Here is a 26,974-nt window from a genome sequence, read left to right as displayed (position 1 = left end):
GAGGCTTTTTTATTAGCATTTTAAACTTGTAGGTTTTTTAAGCTTTTTCACGTGCAATTGCGCGGTAGCCAATGTCATTACGATATTGCATACCAGTAAAGGTAACTTGACCACATACTTCTAGCGCATTAATTTGTGCTTCAAGAACGCTGTCGCCCAATGCTGTTACGCAAAGAACTCGACCACCAGAAGTCACAATGTGACCATCTTCACGAGTTGCAGTGCCTGCATGGAAAATTTTAGTATCTTCAGGTGATTGTCCGATACCAGAAATTACATCACCTTTGCGTACGCTATCAGGATAGCCTTCAGCTGCGAGTACAATACCGATTGACTTGCGTTCATCCCATTCAGCTTCTTTTGGTAAATTACCAGCAATACCAGCTTCTACTAATTCCACAAGAGATGATTTTAAACGCATCATGATCGGTTGAGTTTCAGGGTCGCCAAAACGACAGTTAAACTCGATCACACGTGGTTGGCCTTGTTCATCAATCATTAGACCAGCATATAAGAAACCAGTGTAAACATGTCCATCAGCAGCCATACCATCAACAGTCGGACGCATGATTTCAGTCATAACGCGTTCGAAAATGTCAGAAGTTACCACTGGAGCAGGAGAGTAAGCACCCATACCACCGGTATTAGGACCTTGATCGCCTTCAAAAATACGCTTGTGATCTTGTGAAGTTGCCATTGGTAAAATATTTTTACCATCAATCATACAAATGAAAGAAGCTTCTTCACCTGCAAGGAACTGTTCAATCACAACGCGTGAACCAGCATCACCAAATTTGTTGCCAGCAAGCATGTCATCAATTGCGTCAAAAGCTTCTTCGTTGGTCATTGCAACGATTACGCCTTTACCAGCAGCAAGACCATCAGCTTTAATTACAATTGGTGCACCATTTTTTTCAACATATGCTTTAGCTGCATCTACTTCAGTGAAAACGTCATAGAACGCAGTTGGAATGTTGTGACGCTTTAAAAAGTGCTTAGCAAATGCTTTTGAACCTTCAAGCTGCGCTGCATATTGAGTAGGTCCCCAAATTTTTAAACCTGCTTCACGTGCAGCATCTACCACGCCATTAACTAATGGTGCTTCTGGGCCAACAATAATAAGATCAACATTATTTTCTTTAGCAAAAGCAATGATTGCTGAGTTGTCTAAAATATCAAGTTGAACATTAACACATTTGTCTTCTGTTGCAGTTCCAGCATTACCTGGCGCAACAAAAACTTGAGTAACATTGGTATCTTGCGCAATTTTCCATGCTAAAGCATGTTCACGACCACCACTACCTAAAACTAAAATATTCATTTTTAATTTGTTCCTTAACTTTAATCCTTTTCATCTCCCTCTATCCCTCAAGTTGGAGAGTTAGCTCCATTATTGTGGAAAACCCTCCTGAATAAAAGGAGGGTTAGGGAGGACTAAATTTAAATTAGTGGCGGAAATGGCGCATACCAGTGAAGACCATTGCAATACCAGCTTCGTCAGCTGCTGCGATTACTTCTTCATCACGCATAGAACCACCCGGTTGAATAATGCATTTAATGCCAGCTTTAGCTGCATTATCAATCCCGTCACGGAACGGGAAGAATGCATCAGATGCCATCACAGCACCTTCAACAACCAAACCTGCATGTTCAGCTTTGATGGCAGCAATACGAGCTGAGTTAACACGGCTCATTTGACCTGCACCAACACCAATAGTCTGGCGATTTTTCGCATAAACAATTGCATTTGATTTTACATATTTCGCAACTTTCCAAGCAAAGATGAGGTCATCAATTTCTTGTTCAGTTGGTGCGCATTTAGTTACTACTTTAAGATCATCTTTAGTAATCATACCTAAGTCTTGATCTTGAACTAATAAACCGCCATTAACGCGTTTGTAGTCAAGTTGTGGTGCACGTGCGTCAATCGCAGGTAATTCGCCACATACTAAAACACGTACGTTTTTCTTAGCGCCAGTAACTTCAAGCACACCATCAGCAATACTTGGAGCAATAATCACTTCAACGAATTGACGGTCAACGATTGCTTGAGCAGTTGCAACATCTAACTCACGGTTAAATGCAATAATGCCACCGAAAGCAGATTCTGGATCTGTTGCATAAGCTAAATCGTAAGCAGCTTTAATGCCGTCTAAAGAAACAGCAACACCACAAGGGTTAGCATGTTTTACAATTACACAAGCAGGTTTTGCAAATGATTTAACACATTCAAGTGCAGCATCTGTGTCAGCAATGTTGTTATAAGACAATTCTTTGCCTTGTAACTGTTTTGCTGTAGAAACTGATGCTTCTTTTGCATTTGCTTCAACGTAAAATGCAGCAGATTGGTGTGGGTTTTCACCGTAACGTAGATCTTGTGCTTTGTTCAATTGAGTATTGAACGTACGAGGGAATAAATCAGCTTCACCTTCGGTCTTACCAACGCGAGCGCCTAAGTAAGAAGCGATCATGCCATCATATTGAGCAGTATGTTCAAATGCTTTAACAGCTAAATCAAAACGTGTTTCATAAGAAAGTGAACCAGCAGTTTTTAATTCATTGATTACGGTGTCGTAATCTGAAGCATTTACTACAATACCTACAGAAGCATGGTTTTTAGCAGCTGCGCGAACCATTGTAGGACCACCGATGTCGATATTTTCGATTGCATCAGGAAGAGTACAGTCAGGTTTTGCAACTGTCGCAGCGAATGGATAAAGGTTTACAACAACTAGATCAATCGGATCAATATTGTGTTCTTCCATTACTGCTTCGTCTAAGCCGCGACGAGCAAGAATACCGCCATGAATTTTTGGATGTAATGTCTTAACACGACCATCCATCATTTCAGGGAAGCCAGTATGTTCAGATACTTCAACAACTGCGATGTTATTATCTTTAAGCAACTTGTATGTGCCGCCTGTAGATAATAATTCTACCCCTAAAGCTGCAAGGTTTTGAGCAAATTCGACAATTCCTGTCTTATCAGATACAGAAATCAAAGCACGTTTAATAGTCATGATGTTTAATTCAACAATTTCAAGTCTACGGATTAAAACCAATAAGCATAAAAAAATGCCCACGAAGTCGTGAGCATTTTATCATTTATTCACTCATTAAACCGTGAGCTTTTAACTTTTTACGTAAAGTGCCACGGTTGAGTCCAAGAATCTCTGCAGCACGGGTTTGATTACCACGTGTATATTCAAGAACTACAGATAAAAGAGGTTTCTCCATTTCTGCTAGCACCATGTCATATACCTGAGATGGTTGCTCACCTTGCAATTGTGCAAAATAATGACGAACTGCGCGATCCACGTGGATGCGAAGAGCAACATCAGATTGTGCAGTAAAAATAGGAGATTTGCTATTCATGCGAGTTAATCCGAAAATCAAATACTAACTTGGATAAAGTAGTATATAAATGTGGTCTAAAAATACGGAGTCCTGTTTTAGATCCTAAAACAGTGACTCTAAAACATAAGAACAATTAGCTTGCCATATTTCTTCGTATTGAATAAAAAATAAGCGTAACAATAGTTAAATATTTGTTACAGCTCCCTCAAAAACAAAAAAAGTTAGGCTATGTGCTTAAAGTAGAAAAGCACACATGCTTAACAGTATTTTTTTTGGATTGAGAGCGAGGAGTATATGAGTCAAAGCTTTCGTGGCGCGTATCATACCATTGTCTAGGAAAAAGTGAGCAAATTAACTGCATTTTTTTTTATTTTTTTTTCACTTTTTTTACATTTTAGGGGTGGACAATTTCTAATCGATAATTTAATAGGCTTTTTTTGCTTTTGTTTAGCTCAAATTGGAATCGGAAAGGGGTATCAGAGGGAATGCGTTGAATACCTCGTAAGTTTTCAACAAGATATTGTTGAGGAGTCAATATAATTTCTTCTGTTTTGTTTGGCTCTGTTGCAAAACTCAACTTTAGGTTTGGAAGTTCAATACTTTTATCATTTTGATTAAGCAATATGCCTGAGAATTGCGTATGACTTGTGTCAACTTTGCGAAGTTTTAACTTTTCTATATAAATAAGTTGATATTGTTCGGCTGACTTATTGCAGTGCATTATTCCGCAAACGTAATTAAATGCATGGCTAACGGTTGGGCTTGCATGCATGAGCTTAGGATTAAACCAGAGAATTTGAAAAGTAAAAACTAAAATTAAAATAAGGTTAGCAGAACTCCAGAGCGTGTAGTACAGCCAACTATGCTTTTTATTATTGTCTTGTTCTTGCGAGGAAGTTTGTTCAGCTAAATTAAGATTTGGCAGAGCATTAATAGGTTCGTTATGAAAATAATTTAAGTTGTTGAGATAAGTTAAAAGATCAATATTGGAATTTTCAACTTTTTGATCAAAGATATCTAACACATGTGAATGTGTCATATATCTCGTTTGCATTGAACCATTGGCTAATGTAGATGAGTTAACTATGACAGGGTTTTCAATATTAATCAGATGAGTGAGTGCATTAAAGCTTGAATCACATTTAGGGCAACAAACCATACCCTGAGCAACAGTCAATTGAGTAAGAGATACTTTATAAACTGTTAAACACTTAGGGCAGCGGGTTTGTTTTTCATTCATGAGTTAAAAGTCTCAATTTATTGTTTTACGTTTTCCTGAAATGCGACACCAGTTCTCTTCGCGCTTTTCGACATCTAATATATCAAAAAATTCAGAATAAACACCTGAAACATCAGCAACTTGCTCTTCAATTACACCTGCGAGTGCGAACTCACCCTCAGATTTAATTAAATTTGCAAACTCTGGCGCAAGTGCCATTAATGGACCAGCCAAAATATTTGCAACTAGAACATCTGCTTGCTGAGGTTTGAACTCTTGATCGAATTCTTCAGGAAGGCCTACATATAGTCCATCTAATACCCCATTAAGTTCAGCATTTTGTTTTGTTGCTAAAACAGCTTGAGGGTCAATATCTGTGGCATATACTTTTTTTGCGCCTAATAATAAAGCGGCTACACCTAAAATGCCTGAACCACAACCATAATCAATCACGATCTTATCTTTGACGTCAGTTTTACCTAGCCATTGTAAGCATAAGAAGGTACTTGCATGGTTACCTGTACCAAACGCAAGACCTGGATCTAACTTAATATTAGTTGCATCTGCTTCTGGTGGCTCTAGCCATTCAGGTACGATCCAGAACTTTTCCCCAATTTGGATTGGTTCGTAATAATCCATCCATGCGCGTTCCCATACTTGGTCTTCAAGTTCTTCGTGACGTATAGGAGCATCTGGAAGTTGAGCTTTTAAGAAAGCTTCTAAAGTGTCGACATCAATTGGGTCTTGTTCGTCTTGTTGATAGATGCCTGTCACGATTACTTTGTTCCATAAAGGTGTTTCACCTGGTAATGGTTCAAGTAAAGCCTGATCTTCAGCATCATCCAGAGTTACGCTTACCGCACCTAGAGACATTAAAAGTGTTTCTGTGAACTCAACTTGTTCTTGATCAACGGTAATGTGTATTTGTAACCACTTCACGAAAAGGACCTAAAAATTTTATTTAAAGGCGTATTGTAGCGGACTAGACCATTTTAAAAAAGAAAGCGGCTCATCTTTAATGAGCCGTCTTTGAAAATACTGATGAGATGTGGCGGAAAATAAATGACTTCTTCTCTACCTTATTTCAAAACTGCTTAAGGAGCAGGGGCTTTAAATTGTAGTTTACCGTTTTCGTTTGGTTCACAAGTACCATTAAAGGTTACACCATTATGGCTATAAGATACCCATTCACCTTGCTGTTTTTTTACACAAGCTCTAAGTTCTTTTTGCGCAACTGATTTGCTCGAATCTGCAGTATGACTAGCTGTTTTACTTGATTTAGCCGTATGAGTCGATTTAGCAGTATGATTCGTCGCAGCGTGGGTAAACGTTACGCTTGAAAAACAAAGGAGAGATGCGGTTAAGATTTTTAACATAGTCGTTTTCATTTTGTGTTCCTTCTCGTTGCGTTAATTTTAAAGTCGTAGAAGTGCTGTACATTTTTTATTCTAAGATGAAAAATTCTTAAAAACATTCACTTTGTATTGAATTCATGCAACAAAATGTCAAAACATGTGGAGTACCGTAAACCGTGTAGAGACAATTTTGTAATTATGTACATCAATAAGCAGATAATTTTGCTATAATGTTCCGTCTTTTTTTTCTGGTGTTTTGTACTCATGCACTACCCTAAAGTTTATGATGTTATTGTTATCGGCGGCGGTCACGCAGGTACGGAAGCGGCCCTTGCTGCTGCGCGTATGGGACGACAGACTTTGCTTTTGACCCATAACATTGAGACTTTGGGCCAAATGAGTTGTAACCCAGCAATCGGTGGTATTGGTAAATCGCATTTAGTACGTGAAATTGATGCACTTGGTGGCGCAATGGCTTTAGCTGCCGATAAAGGTGGTATTCAGTTCCGTATTTTAAACTCGCGCAAAGGTGCAGCAGTGCGTGCAACACGTGCTCAAGCTGACCGTGTGCGCTATAAAGCTGCCATCCGCGATACTTTGGAAAATCAAGCAAATCTTGATATTTTCCAGCAAGCAGCTGATGATCTGATTGTTGAAGGTGATACAGTTAAAGGTGTAGTTACCCAAATGGGTATCCGCTTTGATGCTAAAACTGTTGTGTTGACTACAGGTACATTCTTAGGCGGTGTAATCCACGTTGGTTTAGAAAAATCAAGCGGTGGTCGTGCGGGTGATCCACCTTCTATTGCACTTGCTCAACGTTTACGTGAATTAAAACTGCCTGTTGGTCGTTTAAAAACTGGTACTCCACCACGTATTGATGCGCGTTCGGTTGATTTTTCAGTCATGATTCCACAGCCGGGTGATTTCCCATCTCCGGTCATGTCATTCATGGGTGATGCTTCTATGCACCCAGAACAAGTAAATTGTTATATCACGCATACGAATGAAAAAACTCACGACATTATTCGTGGTGGTCTAGATCGTTCACCAATGTATACCGGTGTTATTGAAGGTGTTGGTCCACGTTACTGCCCATCAATCGAAGATAAAATTCACCGTTTCGCTGATAAAGACTCACATCAAGTATTTTTGGAGCCAGAAGGTTTAGATACACACGAGCTTTATCCAAATGGTATTTCGACTTCGCTTCCATTTGATGTGCAGTTTGAGCTTGTTCGCTCTATTCGTGGTATGGAAAATGCGCATATTTTGCGTCCAGGCTATGCGATTGAATACGATTATTTCAATCCGCAAGCTTTGAAATTCACCCTCGAAACTAAAGCGATTAATGGTCTATATTTTGCTGGCCAAATTAATGGTACGACAGGTTATGAAGAGGCAGGTGCTCAAGGTTTACTTGCTGGCTTAAATGCTGCGCGCCGTGCGTGGGAGCAAGAAGAATGGACACCTAAGCGTGACCAAGCTTACATGGGTGTGTTGGTTGATGACCTCATCACTTTAGGAACCAAAGAACCGTACCGTATGTTTACCTCACGTGCGGAATACCGTTTGATGCTACGTGAAGACAATGCAGATCAGCGTTTAACGACTGTTGGTCGTGAACTTGGTTTAGTTGATGATGTTCGTTGGGCTGCTTATTGTGAAAAAATGGAAGCGGTTGAGCGTGAAACCTCTCGTTTACAACATTTGTGGGCAGCACCAAATAACCCTATGGGTAAAAAATTCGTTGAAATGACGGGTGCTGACTTAAGTAAAGAATGTAGCGCAATTGATTTGCTTAAACGCCCTAATATTAGCTTTGGTCAAATTGCAGAACTTACAGGTTCTGAAGTTTCTGAGCAGGTTGGTGAGCAAATCGAGATTGCTGTGAAATACGAAGGTTATATTAACCGTCAGCATGAAGATGTGGCACAGTTAAAGCGTCTTGAAGAAACTAAAATTCCTGCCGATTTTGATTATGACGTCGTGTCTGGTTTATCTCGCGAAATTACCCAGAAATTAAAAACAGTTCTTCCGGAAACATTAGCTCAAGCAAGCCGTATTCCTGGTGTTACACCAGCAGCTGTTCAGCTTGTAATGATCACAATTCGTAAAAACAATATGATTAAGAAAACAGCTTAATCATTTAAGTGTACAAAAAGCCCAGTTAAGACTGGGCTTTTTTATTTTCTGTTCAAAAAATATATGGAAACTTCCTAAGGAAGAAAATAGATTTCGCTTCCTTTTTTTCTTATTTCACATATTTCAGGTAGCCAGTTATATTAAATTCACGTTCAAACAAGAGGGCTTTAACCATGACAATGAAATCAATTCGCTACAATGGATATGAAATGGCATGCCAATGTTCATGTTCAAAATAGCGCAAAAGAAAGAGCAGATCAGTTTTGTAGGGGGAGAACAGATTGATCTGAGACAACTATAAATATAAGAGCTAATATAAAATTAAGAAAATTATAATTCAAAATCTAAAGAGAACCTTATGGTTCTCTTTTTTATATCTATTTATTCTCAGATTCAATTTCTCGAACAGCGTTGTGTACTTGAATAGGTTCGATATGCAGTAATTTTTTGCCAAAACTACGTAGCCACCACACCAGTTGAGATGTAAAAGGTACTGTTGCGGTAACTTCTACAATATTTTCTTCAAGTGGAATGATAGTTTGGTCCTTACTTAACTGACTTTCATAGAAAGTTCGAGCAGTCTGCTCTGTCATAGTTAATGTGAGCTGGATTGACTCAGTTGGCTGTTTATAGTCCACTCTGAAGCCTAAAGCACCTGAATCAATATAATGATCAATATCAAAATTGACAGGATGCAGTGCTCGACTATCTAAGACTTTTGCTGATTTAAAACGGTGCAAGGCAAACGTTTGAACTTCAGTTTTGTCATGTCGTGTGCAAATCAAATAAATTACTGCACCTTTTTGTACCAACGCCAAAGGGTTTAAAACATAAGTTTTATCTTCACCTTGATTTACTCGAGCCTGATAAACACATTCAATTTGTTTATCTTGAAGTAGACCTTCATAAATTGCTTGTTGAGCAGCACGGTCGACTACAGGTGGAATAAGTGGTTGGCTTGCAGGTACGATACGTACTCGGTTAATCCACTGTCTCACATTATTTTGTGTAGAGAGACTACGTTTAGCTAAATCAAACCAAGGTCCCATCTCATCAAGCAGACTAGGTGGAAGTAAGTGTTTAAGATGCTCCTCAACCATCATAAAGGTTACTGCCTGAGAGCTCGTCATGTGCGGTAAGCTTTGAATAGGCGCATCGGATTGCCACCGCCAGCCTTGAGGTACGGCCTTATTGCTTTCAATCGGAAAGCGCTGAGCAATTTGATTTAAATCACGCTGAATAGTCCTTAAGCTGATATCAATACCTTCACGTTCAAGCATTTCTTGTAATTCCCGTGTTCCGATCCATTTACCGGTTGGAAGGCGAGACAAGATCTGCCATTGGCGATATAAACTATTCGAAGTTTCTTTTTCTATTACAGACATAAGCGTAATACATCTATATCCAATTGCTTTGGTGTCAACACAATAAAAAATCTTTACACATTTAGCAAGTTTGTCAGATTCGGTTTACTGAACCTTTTACAATCGATGTTAAGATTTGGAAGAAGAAAGCTATAACAAAACACCGTAAAAATATTAAACATATATAAATGGCACTGAAATTGCTTATTTAAAAATGAAATATAGATAAATGATAAGACGAGGTGGTTATGTCAGAACAAGAGCATGAATTACATATAGATAATGATTTTTTTATACAAGAGCAGACAACTACGGCACTCATTAACCCAACCTCTTTTTTAGAACATATTTCCGTACAAACCAATCTATTTGAACAGTTAAAATCAGAATTTTTTAATGAGATGCTGGATGATGTGACATCAAATGGAGCGGCTTCTAAAAAAATTGAACAATGGTTGAGTATTCGTACTTTAGATGATTTAAAAGAATTAAATGCTCAAGCGAAGCAGCATTTTCTTTATCATGGAATTACTTTTAACGTATACGGTGATAAAGAAGGTACAGAGCGAACGATTCCTTTTGATTTAATTCCCCGGGTAATTGAAAAAAAACAGTGGGAGAAAATAGCGTCGGGCTGTGCGCAGCGCGTTAAAGCATTAAATTATTTCCTAGATGATATTTATCATGGACAACATATTTTAAAAGAACAACTGATTCCCGAAGATCAAATCATGGGGAATGAGGCTTTCCAACCCCACATGCTCAAACATGCTTTGAAAGGTAAAATTTATTCACAAATTAGCGGAATTGATATTATCCGTGATGGTGAGGGAGAGTTTTTTGTATTGGAGGATAATTTAAGAACCCCTTCTGGTGTGTCTTATATGATCGAAAGCAGAAACATTAGCCAACAATTGATGCCAGAGCTATGTGCAGCCAATAATTTACAGGGAATTGAGCATTATCCAAAACTTTTAAAAGAAATATTGCAGGAGAACTCACCTGCAGACCAACCTTTTGTGGTGGTACTAACACCGGGACGTTTTAACAGTGCTTTTTATGAGCATGCTTTTCTGGCACGTGAAATGGATGTGCCGTTGGTTACAAATCGGGATTTATTTGTAGAAAATGATCAAGTTTTTGTCAAAACTATTCGTGGGCGTCAAAAAGTAGATGTAATTTACCGCCGTTTAGATGACGATTTTCTAGATCCTTTAGCATTCCGGCCAGACAGTGCATTAGGCGTGGCAGGTCTTATGTCTGCTTATTTGCAAAAAAATGTGGTGATTGCAAATGCGCCTGGAACAGGGGTGGCTGATGATAAATCTATTTATCCTTACGTAGATCAAATGATTCAATACTATTTGGGTGAAACTCCAATTCTAAAAAATGTACCTACTTATCAGTGCCGTAAAGATGAACATTTAGATTATGTGCTGTCTAATTTAGATCAATTGGTTGTTAAAGAAGCACAGGGTTCAGGTGGTTATGGCATGTTAATTGGGCCTAAAGCCAGCTCGTGTGAAATTGATGACTTTAGAAAAAAATTGATCGCCACGCCTCATATGTACATTGCACAACCTACCTTAGCTTTATCTGTTGCTCCGACTTTAACGACAGGAGGGGTGGCTGAACGTCACATTGATTTGCGTCCATTTGTATTGAGTTCACCTTATCGTACTGAAATAGTACCGGGTGGCTTAACACGTGTAGCCATGCAGGCTGGCTCTCTAGTCGTAAATTCGTCCCAAGGTGGCGGTATAAAAGATACATGGGTTGTCGAAACATTACATTCCTGATTGTGGGTTAAAGAGGAACTTTATGGTTTTACTCAATTCGAGTGCGCATCAAATATATTGGTTGGGTCGATATTTAATGCGAGTTAAATTCGCAGCCTCTCATTTACCCTTTACACAAGATGAGAAAGCAACAAAATTTGCAGCAGCATTTGGTTTGGTCATAGAAAATGCTGAATTACTAAATCACTATATGTTAGACAAGAAGCAAACATTTTCATTACTGAACCAGTTCATTATTGCTAAAGATAATATTCAGGAACTAAGAGGTATATTGTCATCAAAGGCTTATGCAGAATTAAATCATGTTATTAACACGCTTGAAGCTCAACCTGAAATCTTGAGAAATGCAGTTGAACAATGTACTCAAATACTAGAAGCGGAAAATGAAGATGTTTGTTTATTTCTGCATTTGGGTCAAAAAATAGAGCAATTTGATATTGAGTTACGTTTTGGGCAAGATTTATCTGCTCTGGTGTTGGAGCTAGATATTTTGGTGAAGCGGCTTGCTGATTTAGGGTGGGAGAATATAGATCAAAATTGGCAAGTGCTGAAACAGCAACTTACGTGGGACACTTATTATACTTTTACGCAGCAGTTGGAAAATATGTTTGAGGTCTGATTATGAAATTGATGGTTAATCATCAAACGCATTATAGCTATACGGAAACTGCTCAAAACAGTATTCAGTATATTAAAATGATGCCTCAAACATCGCCGCATCAACATGTTATGAATTGGGCAATTAGCGTGCCAGGTGAGAAAACGATTAAAAGGGACATATTTAACAATGTCTGGATGACGGCTAGTCAGCGCTATCAATACCAACATCTTACATTCATGGCTCAAGGGATTGTTGAGCTTCAAGATGTAGAGCTGGGTTGTGTAAATTTATCTACACCTACAAATTTGTTTTTGCAGATGACAGGTGCAACACGATGTGATCCAGAAATGTTGGATTTTGCTAGAAATATTGTAGTAGTCAAAGATCGACAGCATATTGCATTATTAAGTGAATATATTTTACAGAAAATACTTTATCAGCCTGAAAGTACTTCAGTTCAGACAACTGCAACTGAAGCCTTTCATGCTGGAGAAGGTGTATGCCAAGATCATGCTCATGTTTTAATTGCAATGTGTCGTGCGCTACAATTACCAGCACGTTATGTCTCTGGTTATCTATTTGATCAAAACTATCCGCACCTTGCCAGTCACGCTTGGGCGGAAGTATTTGTAGAAAATCAGTGGTATTGTTTTGATGTAAGCAATCAGTTGTTTACACCCAAACATCATATCTACCTTGCAGTTGGCCGTGACTATCTCGATGTGGCACCTATTCGTGGTGTAAGAGAGCAAGGTGGGGTTGAGAACATGATGTCCGTGGTTCAAGTGTTGGCATGTTGAATGTAAAGAGAATGAAATGACTTATTGTTGTGCGCTAAGATTGGAACAAGGTTTAGTGTTTATTAGTGACACGAGGACTAATGCAGGAGTTGACCATATTTCTGTGTTCCGAAAATTGCATACTTTCGGTGTTACCGGAGAGCGTTTTATTGCTTTGCAAACAGCCGGTAATTTAGCCACAACGCAAGCTGTTATAGGTCATTTGCAAAATGCGCTTACTTTACAGCAAGAGCCTAATTTATATAGTGTTAATACGATGTTCGAGGCAGCAGAACTCATTGGTAAAACTTTAAAAGCTGTTTTAGAGGATATTAGTTCGGACACCCAAGAACAAATGAATTATGCCTGTAGTATTTTGGTGGGTGGACAGATTAAAGGTGGTGACATGCAACTTTATAATGTCTATCCACAAGGCAATTTTATTTGCGCAACGACGGATACGCCTTATTTTCAAATTGGTGAAAGTAAATACGGCAAACCAATTCTGGACCGGGCTTTATATTATGCAATGCCATTAGATGATGCATTACGTTGTAGTTTAATTTCTTTTGATTCAACTTTACGTTCAAATGTTTCTGTTGGTTTACCACTAGATGCGTTGATTTATATGAAAGATAGTTTTGTAATTCCGATGGGAAAACGAATTACAGAAGATGATCCTTATTTTTCACAAATCAGTCGGCAGTGGTCGGATACTCTACGTCGCGGCTTACAGGAAATGCCAAAACCGACTGATGACTACTGGCGATAAAATTTTGAGTACATAAATAAAAAAATCCAAGCATGCTTGGATTTTTTTACATTTTATTATTTAACTGCTTTTACGAGTGGGGCGATTGCTTAAGCGACAGAGTAATTCATATCCTATCGTTCCATTTGCATCAGCTACATCATCCACTAAACGGTGTGCACCCCAAAGTTCGACTGGCGTACCTAATTTTACTTGCATACCTGTCACATCGATTGCAAGCATATCCATGCTCACTCGGCCTACAACTGCGCAGAGCTGTTTATTAATAGCGACATAGTTCTGTTTAATATAAGCTCGTGGGTAACCATCACCATAGCCTATAGAAACAATCGCGATATCCATTGCTTGCTTTGCACAAAAAGTAGAGCCATAACCGACATGCTCATTAGTCTGAATATGGTTTAGTGCAATGACTTCTGCTGAAAAAGTCATGACTGGTTTTAAGTCAAGATCATGGACTGTTTTATCTGCAAAAGGTGAAGCGCCGTAAAGCATAATACCCGGACGAACATAATCAAAATGTAATTCTGGCCATTTATAAATAGCAGCAGAGTTACAGCAAGATGCTAAAACTGGATCACAAGCTTGTTTAACTTGTAAAAATTGTTGCTTTTGTTGTTCGTTAAGCGGGTGCTCTACATCTGCATTTGCGAAATGCATCGCTAGCACACATGTAAATCCTTCAGCTTTTAAAGTTTTAATAACTTCAATAATTTCAGTAACTTTAAAGCCTAAACGGTTCATGCCGCTATTAAGCTTAACCCAGACTTTTAAACTTTGAGCGATGTATTTTTGCTTATGTTTAATTAACCATTCAAATTGTTGTTGATGGTGAATCACACATTCAAATTTTTGTTCAATTGCAATTGGCATTTCATCTTCAGAAAATACCCCTTCAATTAAAGTAACAGGTTGTTGAAATCCGAGTTCACGAATTTCTAAACCTTCTTGTAGGCAGGCGACACCAAAGGCATCTGAGGCATTTAAGGCTGCTAAACAGTCTTTGATTCCATGTCCATAAGCATTAGCTTTCACCATACTTACAATTTTTGAATTTGCTGCGAGTTGTTTGACACGGTTTAAATTATATTGAAGCGCATTGCGATCAATATAAACTGTTGCTTGGCGCACCCTCATTTACTCCTTTGGGCTAGAGATAGAGTTTATTCTTCATCATCATATTGGCTGTAATACTCAGGAGAGAGATTACTAAATCGAGTATATTGACCTTCAAAGGCAAGACGGACTGAACCAATTGGACCGTTACGCTGCTTACCAATAATAATTTCTGCGGTACCAGCTTCTTTCGACTCTTTGTTATAAACCTCATCACGGTAAATAAACATAATTAAGTCGGCATCCTGCTCAATCGCACCAGATTCACGTAAGTCGGACATTACTGGGCGTTTATTTGGACGGTTTTCCAGACTCCGGTTCAGCTGGGAAAGTGCGATAACTGGACATTGCATTTCTTTTGCTAATGCTTTCAAACTACGTGAAATTTCTGAAATCTCACCTACGCGGTTATCACCCATGCCAGGAACTTTCATAAGCTGCAAGTAATCGACCATGATACAACCAATTTTTCCATCATGCATTTTAGCAACGCGTCGAGCACGGGCACGAAGTTCCGTTGGAGGTAGGGCAGATGAGTCATCAATATACAAATGCATTTGTTGAAGTTGTAAAATGGTACCAGTCACCTTGGTCCATTCATCTGCATCTAAGTTACCCGAACGTAAATGTCCTTGGTGAACTTTACCCATTGCAGAAATAAGACGCATCGCAATAGAGTCTGCTGGCATCTCCATAGAGAAAACCAGAGCGGGTAACTTGTTATATTGCAAAACACTTTCAACCAAATTCATGGCAAAAGTAGTTTTACCCATCGATGGACGTGCAGCAACAATAATTAAGTCACCAGGTTGCATACCAGATGTTTTATTATCAAGTTCTAAGAAGCCTGTGGTTAAACCTGTAATATTGCCATCGAGTTTTGAGAGCTCATCAAGTTTACTAATTACATCGGCGGTAACAGAGCTAATAGATTTGGGGCCTGCATCCTTTTTATTGTTATTGTGCTGTTCTGCTAAAGAGAAAATACTCGTTTCGGCCAAGTCTAGAATTTCACTAACACCACGACCTTTTGTGTCATAAGCATTTTGTAAAATTTCAGTACTAACTTTAATCATGCTGCGAAGCGTAGAGAATTCTTTAATTTTACTGGCATACGTTTCTAAGTTATAGAAACTTGATGGTGAATCAGCCATAAGCTGCATTAAATATTCTTCGCCACCAATTGCATCGAGTAAATTTTGTTTTAAGAGCCAGTCACTTACTAATACAGCATCATAAGGAGAGTTTTCTTGTGCTAGTTTCTCAATGGCACGATAGATATATTTGTGACGTGTTGCATAAAAATCATTTTCTTTTAATAAGTCGCTGACTTGTTCAAAAGATTCGGCAACTGTCATTAAGGCCGCAAGAACAGCCTGTTCAATGGCTAAATTGTGTGGGGGAGTGCGAAACTCTTTAAGTTGGCCTGATTCACTCGTCTTATTTTCTGTTGGAGATGAAAGAGTTAAAGAAGTGGCATTCGCCTGAGACATAATTAGACCTGATGATAAAGAAAGATGTACGCAAATAGCCTGTGAGGCCGAGAACTATCTTAAAACAAAATGAAATAAACTACCTAATTAAAAAACCAATTAAACTAAAGAACTGATCAGGAATTAATATATCTTATTTTAAAAATAGGGCACATAAAAAAAGAGCATGCAGAAGCATGCTCTTTTTTTGATGAGAAATTACTCAGATACGATAGTAACGAGAACTTCTGCAACAACATCATGGTGCAATTGGATTGCGATGTTGAATTCACCAGTGTGACGAAGCGCGCCATTCGGTAAACGAACTTCTGCACGGTCAACTGTAAGACCAGCATTCGTTAAAGCGTCAGCGATGTCACGAGTACCGATAGAACCGAAGAGTTTACCTTCGTCACCAGCTTTAGCAGTGATAACGATGTTAACTTCATTCAATTGTTCAGCACGTGCTTGAGCAGCAGCTAAAATTTCAGCTTCTTGCTTTTCAAGTTCAGCGCGACGAGCTTCGAAAGCAGCAGTGTTAGCTTCAGTAGCTGCAACTGCTTTACCTTGAGGGATAAGGAAGTTACGGCCGTAACCAGCTTTAACTGATACTTTATCGCCTAATTTACCAAGGTTCTTAATGCGTTGTAATAAGATAACGTCCACAGATCACCTCACTTATGGTTGTCAGTGTACGGAATCAAAGACAAGTAGCGAGCTTGCTTGATAGCAAGAGCTAATTGACGTTGATAACGAGCTTTAGTACCAGTGATACGGCTAGGAACAATCTTGCCGTTTTCAGTGATGTACTGTTTTAAAGTATCGATATCTTTGTAGTCGATGTACACAACATTCTCAGCTGTAAAGCGGCAGAACTTGCGACGACGGTAAAAACGTGCCATTGATGTTCTCCTTATTCAGCGTCTTGAGCAACTTGCTGTGCTTCTTCACGTTGAGCTTTACGCGCACGCTTTTCTTCAGCACTTTTAGCAAGCAATGACTCTTCAGTGATTGCGTGTTCACGACGAATGATAAGGTTACGAATGATCGCGTCATTATAACGGAACAATTCTTCTAACTCATCAAGTGTAGTTTGACCACACTCAACATTCATAAGAATGTAGTGTGCTTTGTGAATTTTGTTAATTGGGTAAGCCAATTGACGACGGCCCCAATCTTCTAAACGGTGAATTTGACCTTCAGCTTCTTTGATCTGAGAGATATAGCGTTCAACCATACCTACAACTTGATCGCTTTGATCTGGGTGTACTAAAAGTACGATTTCGTAATGACGCATTGTCAGCTCCTTACGGTTTAAACAGCCCCTAATAAATAAAAAATTAGAAGCAAGGAGTCATAACTTGAAAGTTATGTCGCAAAATTTGCGAAGGCTGAATTATAAGTAAAAGTTCGACTAAAAACAAATCTTTTGATGAGAAAAGTAAAACTTCTTTACTATCGAGGAGGAAATCCTCCCTTATTTAAAAGAGAGGAAGATTTGGAGCAGGGGATTGATAGGTAAAGCTAAAGCTCAAACTTAACAGGGTAATTAATATGACCGAGTAAAGGAAAAAACGTTTAGCCCAAAGTTGGTCATTTTCAGCTTTAAAGCCAATAATTGATAAATAGAACCAATACGCTGTTAATGCATTAAAAGTTACTAGAAAAAATATATTGGTATAGCCAAAACAATATAAACCATTCAATACGGCTGCAAACAACACAATATAAATGACACACTCTACTTTCGTACGATAAATAGAACGTGCAACAGGCAGAATGGGAATTCCCGCATTTTTGTAATCGTCAAAACGATAAATAGCAATTGCCCATGAATGTGGCATTTGCCATAGCGCGTAAGCTAAAAACAAAAGTAAAGCGGCTACATCAAAATGATGAGTTACTGCTGTATAACCAATAACAGGAGGGCTCGCTCCGGAAATACTACCAATGACGGTTTGATGGATTGAGGTGCGTTTTGTCCACAAACTATAAAAACCGACATAGACAACAAAACCAATCATTGCAAACAAGAAAGCGTAAGCATTTACACCGAACCACAAAATACTAAAACCGATAAGTCCAAGAACAAATGCATATATAAGTGCAACAGTAGGAGAGATGGTTTTTTTGACTAATGCACGGTTTTGCGTGCGCTGCATTTTTGTGTCGATGTCTTGGTCTATCACATTATTTACAACACAACCAGAAGCGACAACTAAAGTTGTTCCAAGTAAGGTGAGTAGTAATAATAAGATGTCTATAGAGCCTTGGGCGGCTAAGAAAAAGCCGCCCAAGGTGGTAATGAAATTACCGAAGAGAATTCCTGGTTTAGTCAGGAATAAATATTTTTTCAACATGACAATCAGTTTAGATCATCATATTGTAGTGAAGGTAATTCATAATCCACACAGAACCGATTAAAAGCACAGCGATACATAAGATTGTGTAGATGAATGCAATCATATTCCAGCGTTGTTCAGATGATGTATTCATGTGTAGGAAGTACACAAGTTGTACAAGAACCTGAGCAACAGCAGCGATAGCAATTACTGTAACTAAAATTCCACGACTGAAACCACCCGCCATCACCATCCCGAACGGGATGATGGTGAGGATAACAGAAAGGATAAATCCAACAGTGTATTGCTTAAAGTTACCGTGTGACGCACCTGCAGCATTATGGTCATGACTACTCATTAGAGAACTCCCAGTAAGTAAACGACGCTGAATACACAGATCCAAACGATGTCAAGGAAGTGCCAGAACAAGCTTAAGCAAGCTAGACGACGTGTATTCGGTAATGTCAAACCTTTAGTTTTGATTTGATACATCAATACCAACATCCACACTAAACCAGAAGTTACGTGGATACCGTGTGTACCAACCAAAGTAAAGAACGATGATAAGAATGCACTGTGAGTTGGACCATGACCTTCTTCTACAAGGTGATGGAACTCATAAAGCTCCATTCCAATGAACGTTGCACCAAAAAGGAATGTAATAAATAACCAAGTGATAACTTGATTTACATTCTTTTTATAAGATGCAAGTACAGCAAAACCGAAAGTTACCGATGAAATCAATAAGGCAAATGTTTCAGTTAACACGTAGCCCAATGAGTCATGGAACAGGTCATATGCACTTGGAGTTCCTGGTGGAATATGACTGCTTAATACAGCGAACGCAATGAAGAGTGATCCGAAAAGAATCAAGTCACTCATCAAGTATGTCCAGAAACCAAAGACCGTTAAGTCAGTATCATCATGCTCATGATGACCATCGTGGCCGTGGTTGTCGTGATGAAGTACTTCAGCCATTTCCTTAGTCCTTCTTCAAGTGTTTTTCAAGTAAAGCATAGCGTTCGTTTTCAATACGCTCAACTTCAGCAGCAGGAACGTAGTAATCAACATTCTTAGTGAATGAGCTTACGATCAAGCTAACAACAGCTGAAACGAATGAAACAACAACGAGCCACCAAATATGCCAGATGAGTGCAAAGCCAAGAAGAGTAATGAACATTGCAATGACAAAACCAGCAGCACGATCAGTCGGCATGTGGATGTCTTCATATTTAGTGTTACGTGCGTATGCTACACCATTTTCTTTGTCAGTCCAGAAACGGTCAATACCGCTTGCATCTGGTTCATGCGCAAAGTTATAGAACGGAGCAGGGGAAGAAGTCGCCCATTCAAGCGTACGTGCATCCCATGGATCGCCTGTAAGGTCCATGTTGTCTTTGCGTTGTAAGAAACCAACAATGATTTGCATTAAGAAACATGCAATACCAATCGCAACGAGAACAGCACCAAATAATGCAATTGCAAGGTAAGGATCCCATTCTGGGTTGTCATATGTATTCAAACGACGAGTCATACCCATGAAACCAAGGATATAAAGTGGCATGAATGCAAAATAGAAACCGAAGAACCAGAACCAGAACGCAGCTTTACCCCATGCTTCATTGAGCTTCCAACCAAACATTTTTGGCCAGTAGTAAATGATGCCGGCAAACATACCAAACACCACACCACCGATAATTACGTTATGGAAGTGAGCGATCAAGAATAATGAGTTGTGTACAAGGAAGTCCGCAGGTGGAACAGCCATAAGTACACCAGTTAAACCACCGATACCAAATGTAATAAGGAAGCCAAGCGTCCATAACATTGGAGTAGTAAAGGTGATGCGACCTTTATACATGGTGAATAACCAAGAGAAGATTTTCACACCAGTAGGAATCGCAATAACCATGGTCATGATACCGAAGAACGCGTTAACGTTCGCACCAGCACCCATGGTAAAGAAGTGGTGAAGCCATACAACGAACGCAAGAACTGTAATCGCGATAGTTGCATACACCATAGACTTGTAACCGAACAACGCTTTACGAGAGAAGGTTGCAACGATTTCTGAGTATAGACCAAATGCTGGTAATACTAAGATATATACTTCAGGGTGACCCCATGTCCAGATCAAGTTCACATAAAGCATTGGGCTACCGCCAAGCTCATTTGTGAAGAAATGGAAGCCGAAGTAACGGTCTAGAGTTAACATTGCAAGTGTACCTGTTAATACAGGGAACGATGCAATGATTAATACAGCCGTACAAAGTGAAGTCCACGTGAAAATAGGCATGTCCATTAATTTCATGCCAGGTGCACGCATTTTGATGATGGTAACGAAGAAGTTAACACCAGATAAAAGCGTACCTAGACCAGAAACCTGAAGTGCCCAGATATAGTAGTCAACACCTACACCAGGAGAATATTGAATGCCAGACAGAGGAGGGTAAGCCATCCAACCAGTCGCAGCAAATTCACCTAATACAAGTGAAAGCATCATCAAACCAGCAGCACCAGCGAATAACCAGAAGCTTAAAGAGTTCAATAATGGGAATGCAACGTCACGAGCACCAATCTGTAATGGTACAGAGATGTTCATCATACCAACAACAAGACCCATTGCTACGAAGAAGATCATGATTACACCGTGTGCGGTGAAGATCTGGTCGTAATGGTCTGGATGTAGATAACCTTCGCCGCCGCCTTTAGCGAGGAAAAGTTGTAGACGCATCATAATTGCATCGGCGAAACCACGCAAAAGCATGACCACAGATACAAGAATGTACATGATACCAATTTTTTTATGGTCTACCGTAATAAACCACTCATTCCACAAGTATCCCCATTTTTTGAAATAGGTGATACCGCCAAGCACAACAATTGCACCAAGTGCCATAAGGACCATGGTGACAAGCACGATTGGCTCTGTCGGGATAGAGTCCCAACCCAGTTTACCAAAAATCATATCCATGTCTTATTCCCCTTGAGCAGCGTGTTCAGCTGTTGCATGCGCAGCAGAGTGGTCAACACCATGATAGTTACTCATATAATGGTTGATAATTGTTTCAAACAATTGTGGTTCAACTGAAGAGTAATAAGTCACAGGGTGTGGCTTAGTCGGGAACGGTTTCATAGCTTCAGCTTTAGCAAGCGCTTCTTGATCACCAGCAGCTTTAGCACGATTTACTAAATGCTCGATCTGGTGCTTAGAACGGTCACCATCACGTAAGGTTGCTAATTCAGCTTGGTCAAGCGTAGTTTTTTGAACTGCTTCTGGGTTAATAGTAGAACCATTACCCGCTTTTACAGCTGCTACCCATTCGTTGAACTGTTGCTCTGTAACACTATGCGCCTTGAAACGCATTTGAGAGAAACCGTAACCTGAGTAGTTAGAAGAGAAACCACGATATACGCCAGTTTCATTTGCTAACAAATGAAGGTGAGTTTGCATACCTGCCATTGCATAAATCTGGCCGCCTAACTGTGGAATGAAGAAAGAGTTCATTGTAAAGTTAGAGGTGATTTTAAAGCTTAACGGAGTTTTTTCAGGGAAACGTACTTCGTTAACAGTTGCAATGTTTTGTTCAGGATAAATGAAGATCCACTTAAACTGTTCTGCAACAACTTGAATAGTTAAAGGAGCTTTATCTGATTCTAAAGGACGGTATGGGTCATACTTGTGGGAACCCCACCAAGTTAACCAAGCTAAAATACCAATAATAATGACAGGGATACCCCATACTACAACTTCAATTGTAGTTGAGTGTGCCCATGTAGGTTTATAGTCTGCATCTTTATTTGACGCGCGATATTTCCAACCAAACCATAATGCCATGATGATTGAAGGAATCACCACAAGTAACATTAAATAGATCGCAGTCATCATAAGGTCACTTTGACCTTGACCAACTGGACCTTTAGAGTTTAGAAGTACCATATCACCACCACACCCAGTCAAAAGTGCGGCAAGCGTTGATAAAGACAATACAGCTAAAATCGTTTGTCTCATTTTACAACCTCGGTGAAGAGTCCCATTCCCTAATTAAATATGGGATAGCGATTAAAGTGTCGCATGATTGAGAACGCTAATCCTTAAATTTAGACTTCTCAATTATATGACACCGCTACGTTGTAGGGCATTATGCCTCATATCGACAAACTAAGCTATACATAAAGTAGTCTGAAATAATTGTTTTAAAACCCGATTTTTTTTGTAGGGTATCGAATCAATATGAAGCTTTTATTTAAATATCAACTCTCTATAGAAAAAAGGAGGTGGGGTGCCTCCTTTTTTTTTAGACCTTAAATGAATGAGTCATTCACTATCATTTGATCACTTTTGTTCTTGCAATTTTGTCATGTAGTGCCTGTCTCTTTTGCCCTAATGCAAAAGCGTAGTCAATAATTGTACTAATAGGCATAAACAACAAGTTGAGTATGATGAAAACAACACTTCTTAATAAGAAGATGCGAGTTAAATTAACTTTACCATTGCTCTCAGCATCTACGATTTTAATTCCAACAATTTTCTTACCTATACTTTGCCCATATTTTGTTAAAAGAAAGGCTTGAATTGCAAGCATGATTACGACGTAAGCAAGCATAGAATGCCAAGCTTCAATAGGAATTAAAGTAAAAAGTTGATGTTGTAGCTCTGCTGCTTTAGTTGAAGCAACTTCAGCTGATTGCATTTGTTTTTGCAATTCAAATAATTGCTTATATTGAGATTCATTAAAGAAAAAAGAAGGAATCGCAGCTATGGGTAACCAAAGTAATAAATCAATAATTTTTGCCAAAGCTCGAGATTGAATAGAGGCAAGTTCGTGAATTTTAGGCTCTACACGAATTTGACGAATAGTTTCATTAGGTGAGCTATTGGTGTTTATGACAGGTACAGAATAACCGATAGGTTGATATACAAGTTTACCTTGGGTTAATTCTCCTAAAGCTTTCCATTCTGTCATGCCTTCATGCCAAGCTAAATCAGTTAACAAAATTTGTTGGCTAGCCAACATTTGATTTACTTGCTCTAAGGTGTAAGGCCCAGCTTGTTGATTATTACGTGCCAAGTAAATTTGCATAAATAAAAATTCTCTATTCTAAAGATGAAAAAAGACCCACGGATGGGCCTTTTTTTATAACATATTAGATTTGCTTGATTTTTTCTTCAGCAAGGAAGAACCATGTATCTAAAACTGAGTCTGGGTTAAGAGAGACAGACTCAATACCTTGTTCCATTAACCATTTTGCAAGATCTGGATGGTCTGAAGGACCTTGACCACAGATACCTACATATTTACCTGCTTTACGGCAGGCATGGATTGCCATTGAAAGAAGGGCTTTAACTGCTGCATCACGTTCATCAAATAGATGTGAAACAATGCCAGAGTCACGGTCAAGACCGAGCGTTAACTGAGTTAAGTCATTCGAACCAATAGAGAAGCCATCAAAATGCTCTAGGAACTGTTCAGCCAGTAAAGCGTTAGTTGGTAATTCACACATCATGATTACTTTTAAGCCGTTCTCACCGCGTCTCAAACCATTTTGTGCAAGTAGCTCAATAACGCGTTTTGCTTCAGATACAGTACGGACAAAAGGAATCATGATTTGAATATTGGTTAAACCCATCTCATCACGAGCTTTTTTAAGTGCACGGCATTCTAATTCGAAACAGTCACGGAAATTATCAGATACATAACGGCTTGCACCACGGAAACCGAGCATCGGGTTTTCTTCTTCAGGCTCGTATAACTTACCGCCAATCAAGTTTGCATATTCATTTGATTTGAAGTCAGACATACGAACGATAACTGGCTTGTCACCGAATGCAGCAGCAAGGGTCGCAATACCTTCAACCAATTTTTCAACATAGAAATCTACAGGTGAAGCATAACCCGCAGTACGAGTTAGAACTGCAGCACGAGTTTCACGCGGTAGGCTATCAATGTTGAGTAGGGCTTTAGGATGCACGCCGATCATACGGTTAATAATGAACTCAAGGCGAGCAAGACCAATACCTTCATTTGGAATTTGAGCAAAGTCAAACGCGCGGTCAGGGTTACCTACGTTCATCATAATTTTGAACGATAGCTTAGGCATAGATTCAATTGAGTTACGTTGAACTTCGAAATCTAAAGCACCTTCATAAATGAAACCAGTGTCACCCTCAGCACAAGAAACAGTTACTTCTTGACCATCAGTCAATACTTCTGTTGCGTTACCACAGCCGACAATAGCAGGTACACCAAGTTCACGTGCAATAATTGCTGCGTGACATGTACGACCACCGCGGTTAGTAATAATTGCCGCAGCACGTTTCATTACCGGTTCCCAATCAGGATCGGTCATATCTGATACAAGAACGTCGCCTTCTTGAACTTTGTCCATTTCTTTAATTGAATTAATGATGCGGACTTTACCAGAACCAATACGTTGACCAATTGAACGGCCTTCACAAAGAACAGTACCTCTTTGTTTAAGAAGGTAACGCTCCATTGTGCCTACATTTTGACGGCTTTTTACTGTTTCAGGGCGAGCTTGAACAATGTAAATTTGACCATCATCGCCATCTTTTGCCCATTCGATATCCATTGGCGCACCGTAGTGCTGCTCAATAATAAGCGCTTGTTTAGCTAGCTCTTGTAACTCATGATCATTTAAAGCAAATTGTTGGCGCTCTTGTTTCTCAACATCAACAACAACAACTGATTTACCAGCAGAACCTTCTTCACCATAAATCATTTTCTGGTGTTTTGAACCAAGGTTACGGCGTAAAACTGAATGTCTACCAGCATTTAATAATGGTTTAGATAAGTAAAATTCGTCTGGGTTAACGGCACCCTGTACAACCATTTCACCTAAACCATAAGATGCTGTAATAAATACAACGTCGCGGAAACCAGACTCAGTATCAAGTGTAAACATTACACCCGCAGCACCAGTTTCAGAACGAACCATACGCTGAACGCCTGCAGAAAGTGCAACGACGTCATGGTCAAAACCTTGATGTACACGGTAAGAAATTGCACGGTCATTATATAAAGAAGCGAATACTTCTTTAATCGCAATAAGAACGTTATCAATACCGCGAATATTCAAGAAAGTTTCTTGCTGACCTGCGAATGAAGCATCTGGTAAATCTTCAGCAGTTGCAGATGAACGAACGGCAACCGCGATTTCTGGGTTGCCGTTAGAAAGTGTTGTAAAAGCGGCGCGAATTTCTTGTTCTAGGTTTGCAGTGAGTGGAGTCTCTACAATCCATTGACGAATTTTAGCACCTGTTTCAGCAAGGGCATTTACATCATCAACATTGAGTTGAGCAAGTTCTGCTTGAATTCGAGCGTTAAGACCGCTTTGATCTAAGAACTCACGATAGGCATCAGCAGTAGTTGCAAAACCGCCAGGTACCGATACACCAGCATTTGATAAATGGCTGATCATTTCACCCAAAGATGAGTTTTTCCCACCTACGAGTTCGACATCGTGTTTCCCTAATTTTTCTAGACCGATTACGCGCGCTTCCAAAGTTTTCACTCCACTTTTGCAGTATTAATGTCTATCTTGGCATGAAATTATAAAAATAAAGTGCTTAGTTGAGAATTATACTAAGCGACAGTCATGTAAGATCAGTTTACTATAAAGATTATATAGCACTAAGACAAATGTTTAAGGAGAATTTTAATGTCAGAAAGTAAACAGTTTAGACGGAGCGTTTTTTTTATTTCTGATGGAACTGCAATTACTGCCGAGACTCTTGGACATTCGTTATTAGCACAATTTCCCAATGTTGATTTTGATATTCATATCATGCCGTATATTACAACTGAAGAGGCGGCAATGGATGTTGTGATTGAAATTAATAGATGTCAAACCAAAGATGGTTGTCTACCTTTAGTCTTTGATACTTTAGTTGATCCACACGTACGAGAAATCATTAATACTGCTAAAGCAGTTAATCTTGATGTGTTTGAAGGTTTAATCAGTAAATTGGAACAAGAGTTAGGTACGCCACCTACGACATTAGTTGGGCAGACACATGCCGTAACCGATTCTGAATCTTATAAAGCTCGTATTGATGCTGTTCATTTTGCGCTTGATAATGATGACGGAGCGCGTACTCGTCATTATGATAAAGCGGATTTAATCTTAATTGGCGTCTCTCGTTCGGGTAAAACACCAACTTCTATTTACTTATCTCTTCAATTTGGTATCCGTGTTGCAAACTATCCTTTAACTGAAGAAGATTTGGATGATAACCGTTTGCCGGCAGTACTAAGACCACATCGCAGTAAATTATTTGGTTTAATGATTGATGCTGAGCGATTAGTTGCGATTCGCAGTGAGCGTAAAGCGAATAGTCGTTATGCAAGTTTTAGCCAATGCCAAATGGAACTCAGAGCAATTGAAGGAATCTATATTTCAGAAGGGATTAAATATTTAAATGTGACTGAAATGTCGATTGAAGAAATTTCAACGCGCGTTTTACAAATGACAGGATTAAAACGTCGTATTGGTTAATTTAATCAAATCTTTATTTTAACCATTCAAATTTTTTATATTAATTTATAGGTAATTTGAATGGTTTTAAATATAAAACATGAGAAAAATAAAAGTTTTAAATATAAAACAAAAAGTTATTAAAACGTTTTTA

Annotated in this window: 25 protein-coding genes; 6 read left to right on the top strand and 19 right to left on the bottom strand. The window is 39.0% G+C overall.

Annotated features, from left to right (window positions below):
* Positions 1-37: 37 nt before the first annotated feature.
* The 6 genes from purD to F886_RS14555 form a co-directional block, all read right to left on the bottom strand.
* The gene (gene purD / locus F886_RS14580; protein WP_005306786.1) at positions 38-1,321 is read right to left on the bottom strand and encodes a phosphoribosylamine--glycine ligase; all 1,284 of its coding nucleotides are present in this window, start codon (positions 1,319-1,321) and stop codon (positions 38-40) included.
* A gap of 124 nt (positions 1,322-1,445) precedes the next feature.
* Positions 1,446-3,020: a bifunctional phosphoribosylaminoimidazolecarboxamide formyltransferase/IMP cyclohydrolase gene (purH, locus tag F886_RS14575; RefSeq protein WP_013197325.1), complete on the bottom strand. Its 1,575-nt coding sequence runs from the start codon at positions 3,018-3,020 to the stop codon at positions 1,446-1,448.
* 85 nt (positions 3,021-3,105) lie between these two features.
* The gene (fis, locus tag F886_RS14570; protein WP_001086304.1) at positions 3,106-3,375 is read right to left on the bottom strand and encodes a DNA-binding transcriptional regulator Fis; all 270 of its coding nucleotides are present in this window, start codon (positions 3,373-3,375) and stop codon (positions 3,106-3,108) included.
* A 376-nt stretch (positions 3,376-3,751) separates the two neighbouring features.
* Complete coding sequence (locus tag F886_RS14565; RefSeq protein WP_005306783.1) at positions 3,752-4,597, bottom strand: DUF3426 domain-containing protein; 846 nt, start codon at positions 4,595-4,597, stop codon at positions 3,752-3,754.
* A gap of 12 nt (positions 4,598-4,609) precedes the next feature.
* Positions 4,610-5,515 (bottom strand): 50S ribosomal protein L11 methyltransferase, encoded by a 906-nt coding sequence (prmA, locus tag F886_RS14560; protein ID WP_005306779.1) that lies wholly within the window; start codon positions 5,513-5,515, stop codon positions 4,610-4,612.
* A gap of 155 nt (positions 5,516-5,670) precedes the next feature.
* Positions 5,671-5,964, bottom strand: coding sequence for a hypothetical protein (locus F886_RS14555; RefSeq protein ID WP_005306776.1), 294 nt, complete (start codon positions 5,962-5,964; stop codon positions 5,671-5,673).
* A 231-nt stretch (positions 5,965-6,195) separates the two neighbouring features.
* On the opposite strand from F886_RS14555, the gene mnmG reads away from it, so the two are divergent.
* Positions 6,196-8,076 (top strand): tRNA uridine-5-carboxymethylaminomethyl(34) synthesis enzyme MnmG, encoded by a 1,881-nt coding sequence (gene mnmG / locus F886_RS14550; RefSeq protein WP_005306773.1) that lies wholly within the window; start codon positions 6,196-6,198, stop codon positions 8,074-8,076.
* 377 nt (positions 8,077-8,453) lie between these two features.
* On the opposite strand, the gene F886_RS20460 is transcribed toward mnmG, so the two are convergent.
* The gene (locus F886_RS20460; RefSeq protein WP_004791440.1) at positions 8,454-9,461 is read right to left on the bottom strand and encodes a helix-turn-helix transcriptional regulator; all 1,008 of its coding nucleotides are present in this window, start codon (positions 9,459-9,461) and stop codon (positions 8,454-8,456) included.
* Positions 9,462-9,688: 227 nt separating this feature from the next.
* On the opposite strand from F886_RS20460, the gene F886_RS14540 reads away from it, so the two are divergent.
* Genes F886_RS14540 through F886_RS14525 form a run of 4 tightly spaced genes read left to right on the top strand, consistent with a single transcriptional unit; the run spans position 9,689 to position 13,391 of the window.
* The gene (locus F886_RS14540) at positions 9,689-11,239 is read left to right on the top strand and encodes a circularly permuted type 2 ATP-grasp protein (RefSeq protein ID WP_005306769.1); all 1,551 of its coding nucleotides are present in this window, start codon (positions 9,689-9,691) and stop codon (positions 11,237-11,239) included.
* Positions 11,240-11,261: 22 nt separating this feature from the next.
* The gene (locus F886_RS14535; RefSeq protein WP_005306766.1) at positions 11,262-11,858 is read left to right on the top strand and encodes an alpha-E domain-containing protein; all 597 of its coding nucleotides are present in this window, start codon (positions 11,262-11,264) and stop codon (positions 11,856-11,858) included.
* Between the two features lie 2 nt (positions 11,859-11,860).
* Positions 11,861-12,640 (top strand): transglutaminase family protein, encoded by a 780-nt coding sequence (locus F886_RS14530; protein WP_005306763.1) that lies wholly within the window; start codon positions 11,861-11,863, stop codon positions 12,638-12,640.
* A gap of 16 nt (positions 12,641-12,656) precedes the next feature.
* Positions 12,657-13,391, top strand: a complete 735-nt coding sequence (locus F886_RS14525) for a proteasome-type protease (RefSeq protein WP_004791447.1) — start codon at positions 12,657-12,659, stop codon at positions 13,389-13,391.
* 60 nt (positions 13,392-13,451) lie between these two features.
* On the opposite strand, the gene alr is transcribed toward F886_RS14525, so the two are convergent.
* The 12 genes from alr to ppsA form a co-directional block, all read right to left on the bottom strand.
* Positions 13,452-14,522 (bottom strand): alanine racemase, encoded by a 1,071-nt coding sequence (gene alr / locus F886_RS14520; protein ID WP_081402189.1) that lies wholly within the window; start codon positions 14,520-14,522, stop codon positions 13,452-13,454.
* Between the two features lie 32 nt (positions 14,523-14,554).
* A complete protein-coding gene (gene dnaB, locus F886_RS14515) occupies positions 14,555-16,000 on the bottom strand; it encodes a replicative DNA helicase (protein WP_004791451.1) in 1,446 nt (481 codons plus the stop codon).
* Between the two features lie 198 nt (positions 16,001-16,198).
* Positions 16,199-16,645, bottom strand: coding sequence for a 50S ribosomal protein L9 (rplI, locus tag F886_RS14510; RefSeq protein WP_004700828.1), 447 nt, complete (start codon positions 16,643-16,645; stop codon positions 16,199-16,201).
* An 8-nt stretch (positions 16,646-16,653) separates the two neighbouring features.
* On the bottom strand, positions 16,654-16,881 hold the full coding sequence (gene rpsR, locus F886_RS14505; RefSeq protein WP_004791454.1) for a 30S ribosomal protein S18: 228 nt from the start codon (positions 16,879-16,881) through the stop codon (positions 16,654-16,656).
* 11 nt (positions 16,882-16,892) lie between these two features.
* Positions 16,893-17,276, bottom strand: a complete 384-nt coding sequence (rpsF, locus tag F886_RS14500) for a 30S ribosomal protein S6 (RefSeq protein ID WP_004791455.1) — start codon at positions 17,274-17,276, stop codon at positions 16,893-16,895.
* Positions 17,277-17,460: 184 nt separating this feature from the next.
* Positions 17,461-18,339: a heme o synthase gene (cyoE, locus tag F886_RS14495; RefSeq protein WP_005306754.1), complete on the bottom strand. Its 879-nt coding sequence runs from the start codon at positions 18,337-18,339 to the stop codon at positions 17,461-17,463.
* 10 nt (positions 18,340-18,349) lie between these two features.
* Positions 18,350-18,679, bottom strand: coding sequence for a cytochrome o ubiquinol oxidase subunit IV (locus F886_RS14490; protein ID WP_004643325.1), 330 nt, complete (start codon positions 18,677-18,679; stop codon positions 18,350-18,352).
* The gene (gene cyoC, locus F886_RS14485) at positions 18,679-19,299 is read right to left on the bottom strand and encodes a cytochrome o ubiquinol oxidase subunit III (protein ID WP_005306751.1); all 621 of its coding nucleotides are present in this window, start codon (positions 19,297-19,299) and stop codon (positions 18,679-18,681) included. The genes F886_RS14490 and cyoC overlap by 1 nt, the downstream gene beginning before the upstream one ends.
* Before the next feature lie 4 nt (positions 19,300-19,303).
* Positions 19,304-21,295 carry a cytochrome o ubiquinol oxidase subunit I gene (gene cyoB / locus F886_RS14480; RefSeq protein ID WP_004791462.1) on the bottom strand — a complete coding sequence of 664 codons (1,992 nt, stop codon included), beginning with the start codon at positions 21,293-21,295 and terminating at the stop codon, positions 19,304-19,306.
* Between the two features lie 3 nt (positions 21,296-21,298).
* Positions 21,299-22,333, bottom strand: coding sequence for a ubiquinol oxidase subunit II (gene cyoA, locus F886_RS14475; RefSeq protein WP_004791463.1), 1,035 nt, complete (start codon positions 22,331-22,333; stop codon positions 21,299-21,301).
* Positions 22,334-22,649: 316 nt separating this feature from the next.
* Positions 22,650-23,405 (bottom strand): RDD family protein, encoded by a 756-nt coding sequence (locus F886_RS14470; RefSeq protein ID WP_005306747.1) that lies wholly within the window; start codon positions 23,403-23,405, stop codon positions 22,650-22,652.
* Between the two features lie 64 nt (positions 23,406-23,469).
* Positions 23,470-25,857: a phosphoenolpyruvate synthase gene (gene ppsA, locus F886_RS14465; protein WP_171056848.1), complete on the bottom strand. Its 2,388-nt coding sequence runs from the start codon at positions 25,855-25,857 to the stop codon at positions 23,470-23,472.
* A 147-nt stretch (positions 25,858-26,004) separates the two neighbouring features.
* Here ppsA and F886_RS14460 point away from each other — a divergent pair, with 147 nt between their 5' ends.
* A complete protein-coding gene (locus tag F886_RS14460; RefSeq protein ID WP_004791471.1) occupies positions 26,005-26,841 on the top strand; it encodes a posphoenolpyruvate synthetase regulatory kinase/phosphorylase PpsR in 837 nt (278 codons plus the stop codon).
* The last annotated feature ends 133 nt before the right edge of the window (positions 26,842-26,974 follow it).

Origin of the sequence: Acinetobacter sp. NIPH 542, from assembly GCF_000369825.1 — a bacterium.
Taxonomy (GTDB): Bacteria; Pseudomonadota; Gammaproteobacteria; order Pseudomonadales; family Moraxellaceae; genus Acinetobacter; species Acinetobacter oleivorans.
Note: the sequence above shows the minus strand (reverse complement) of the source record. Positions and strands in the feature narration are given on the sequence as shown.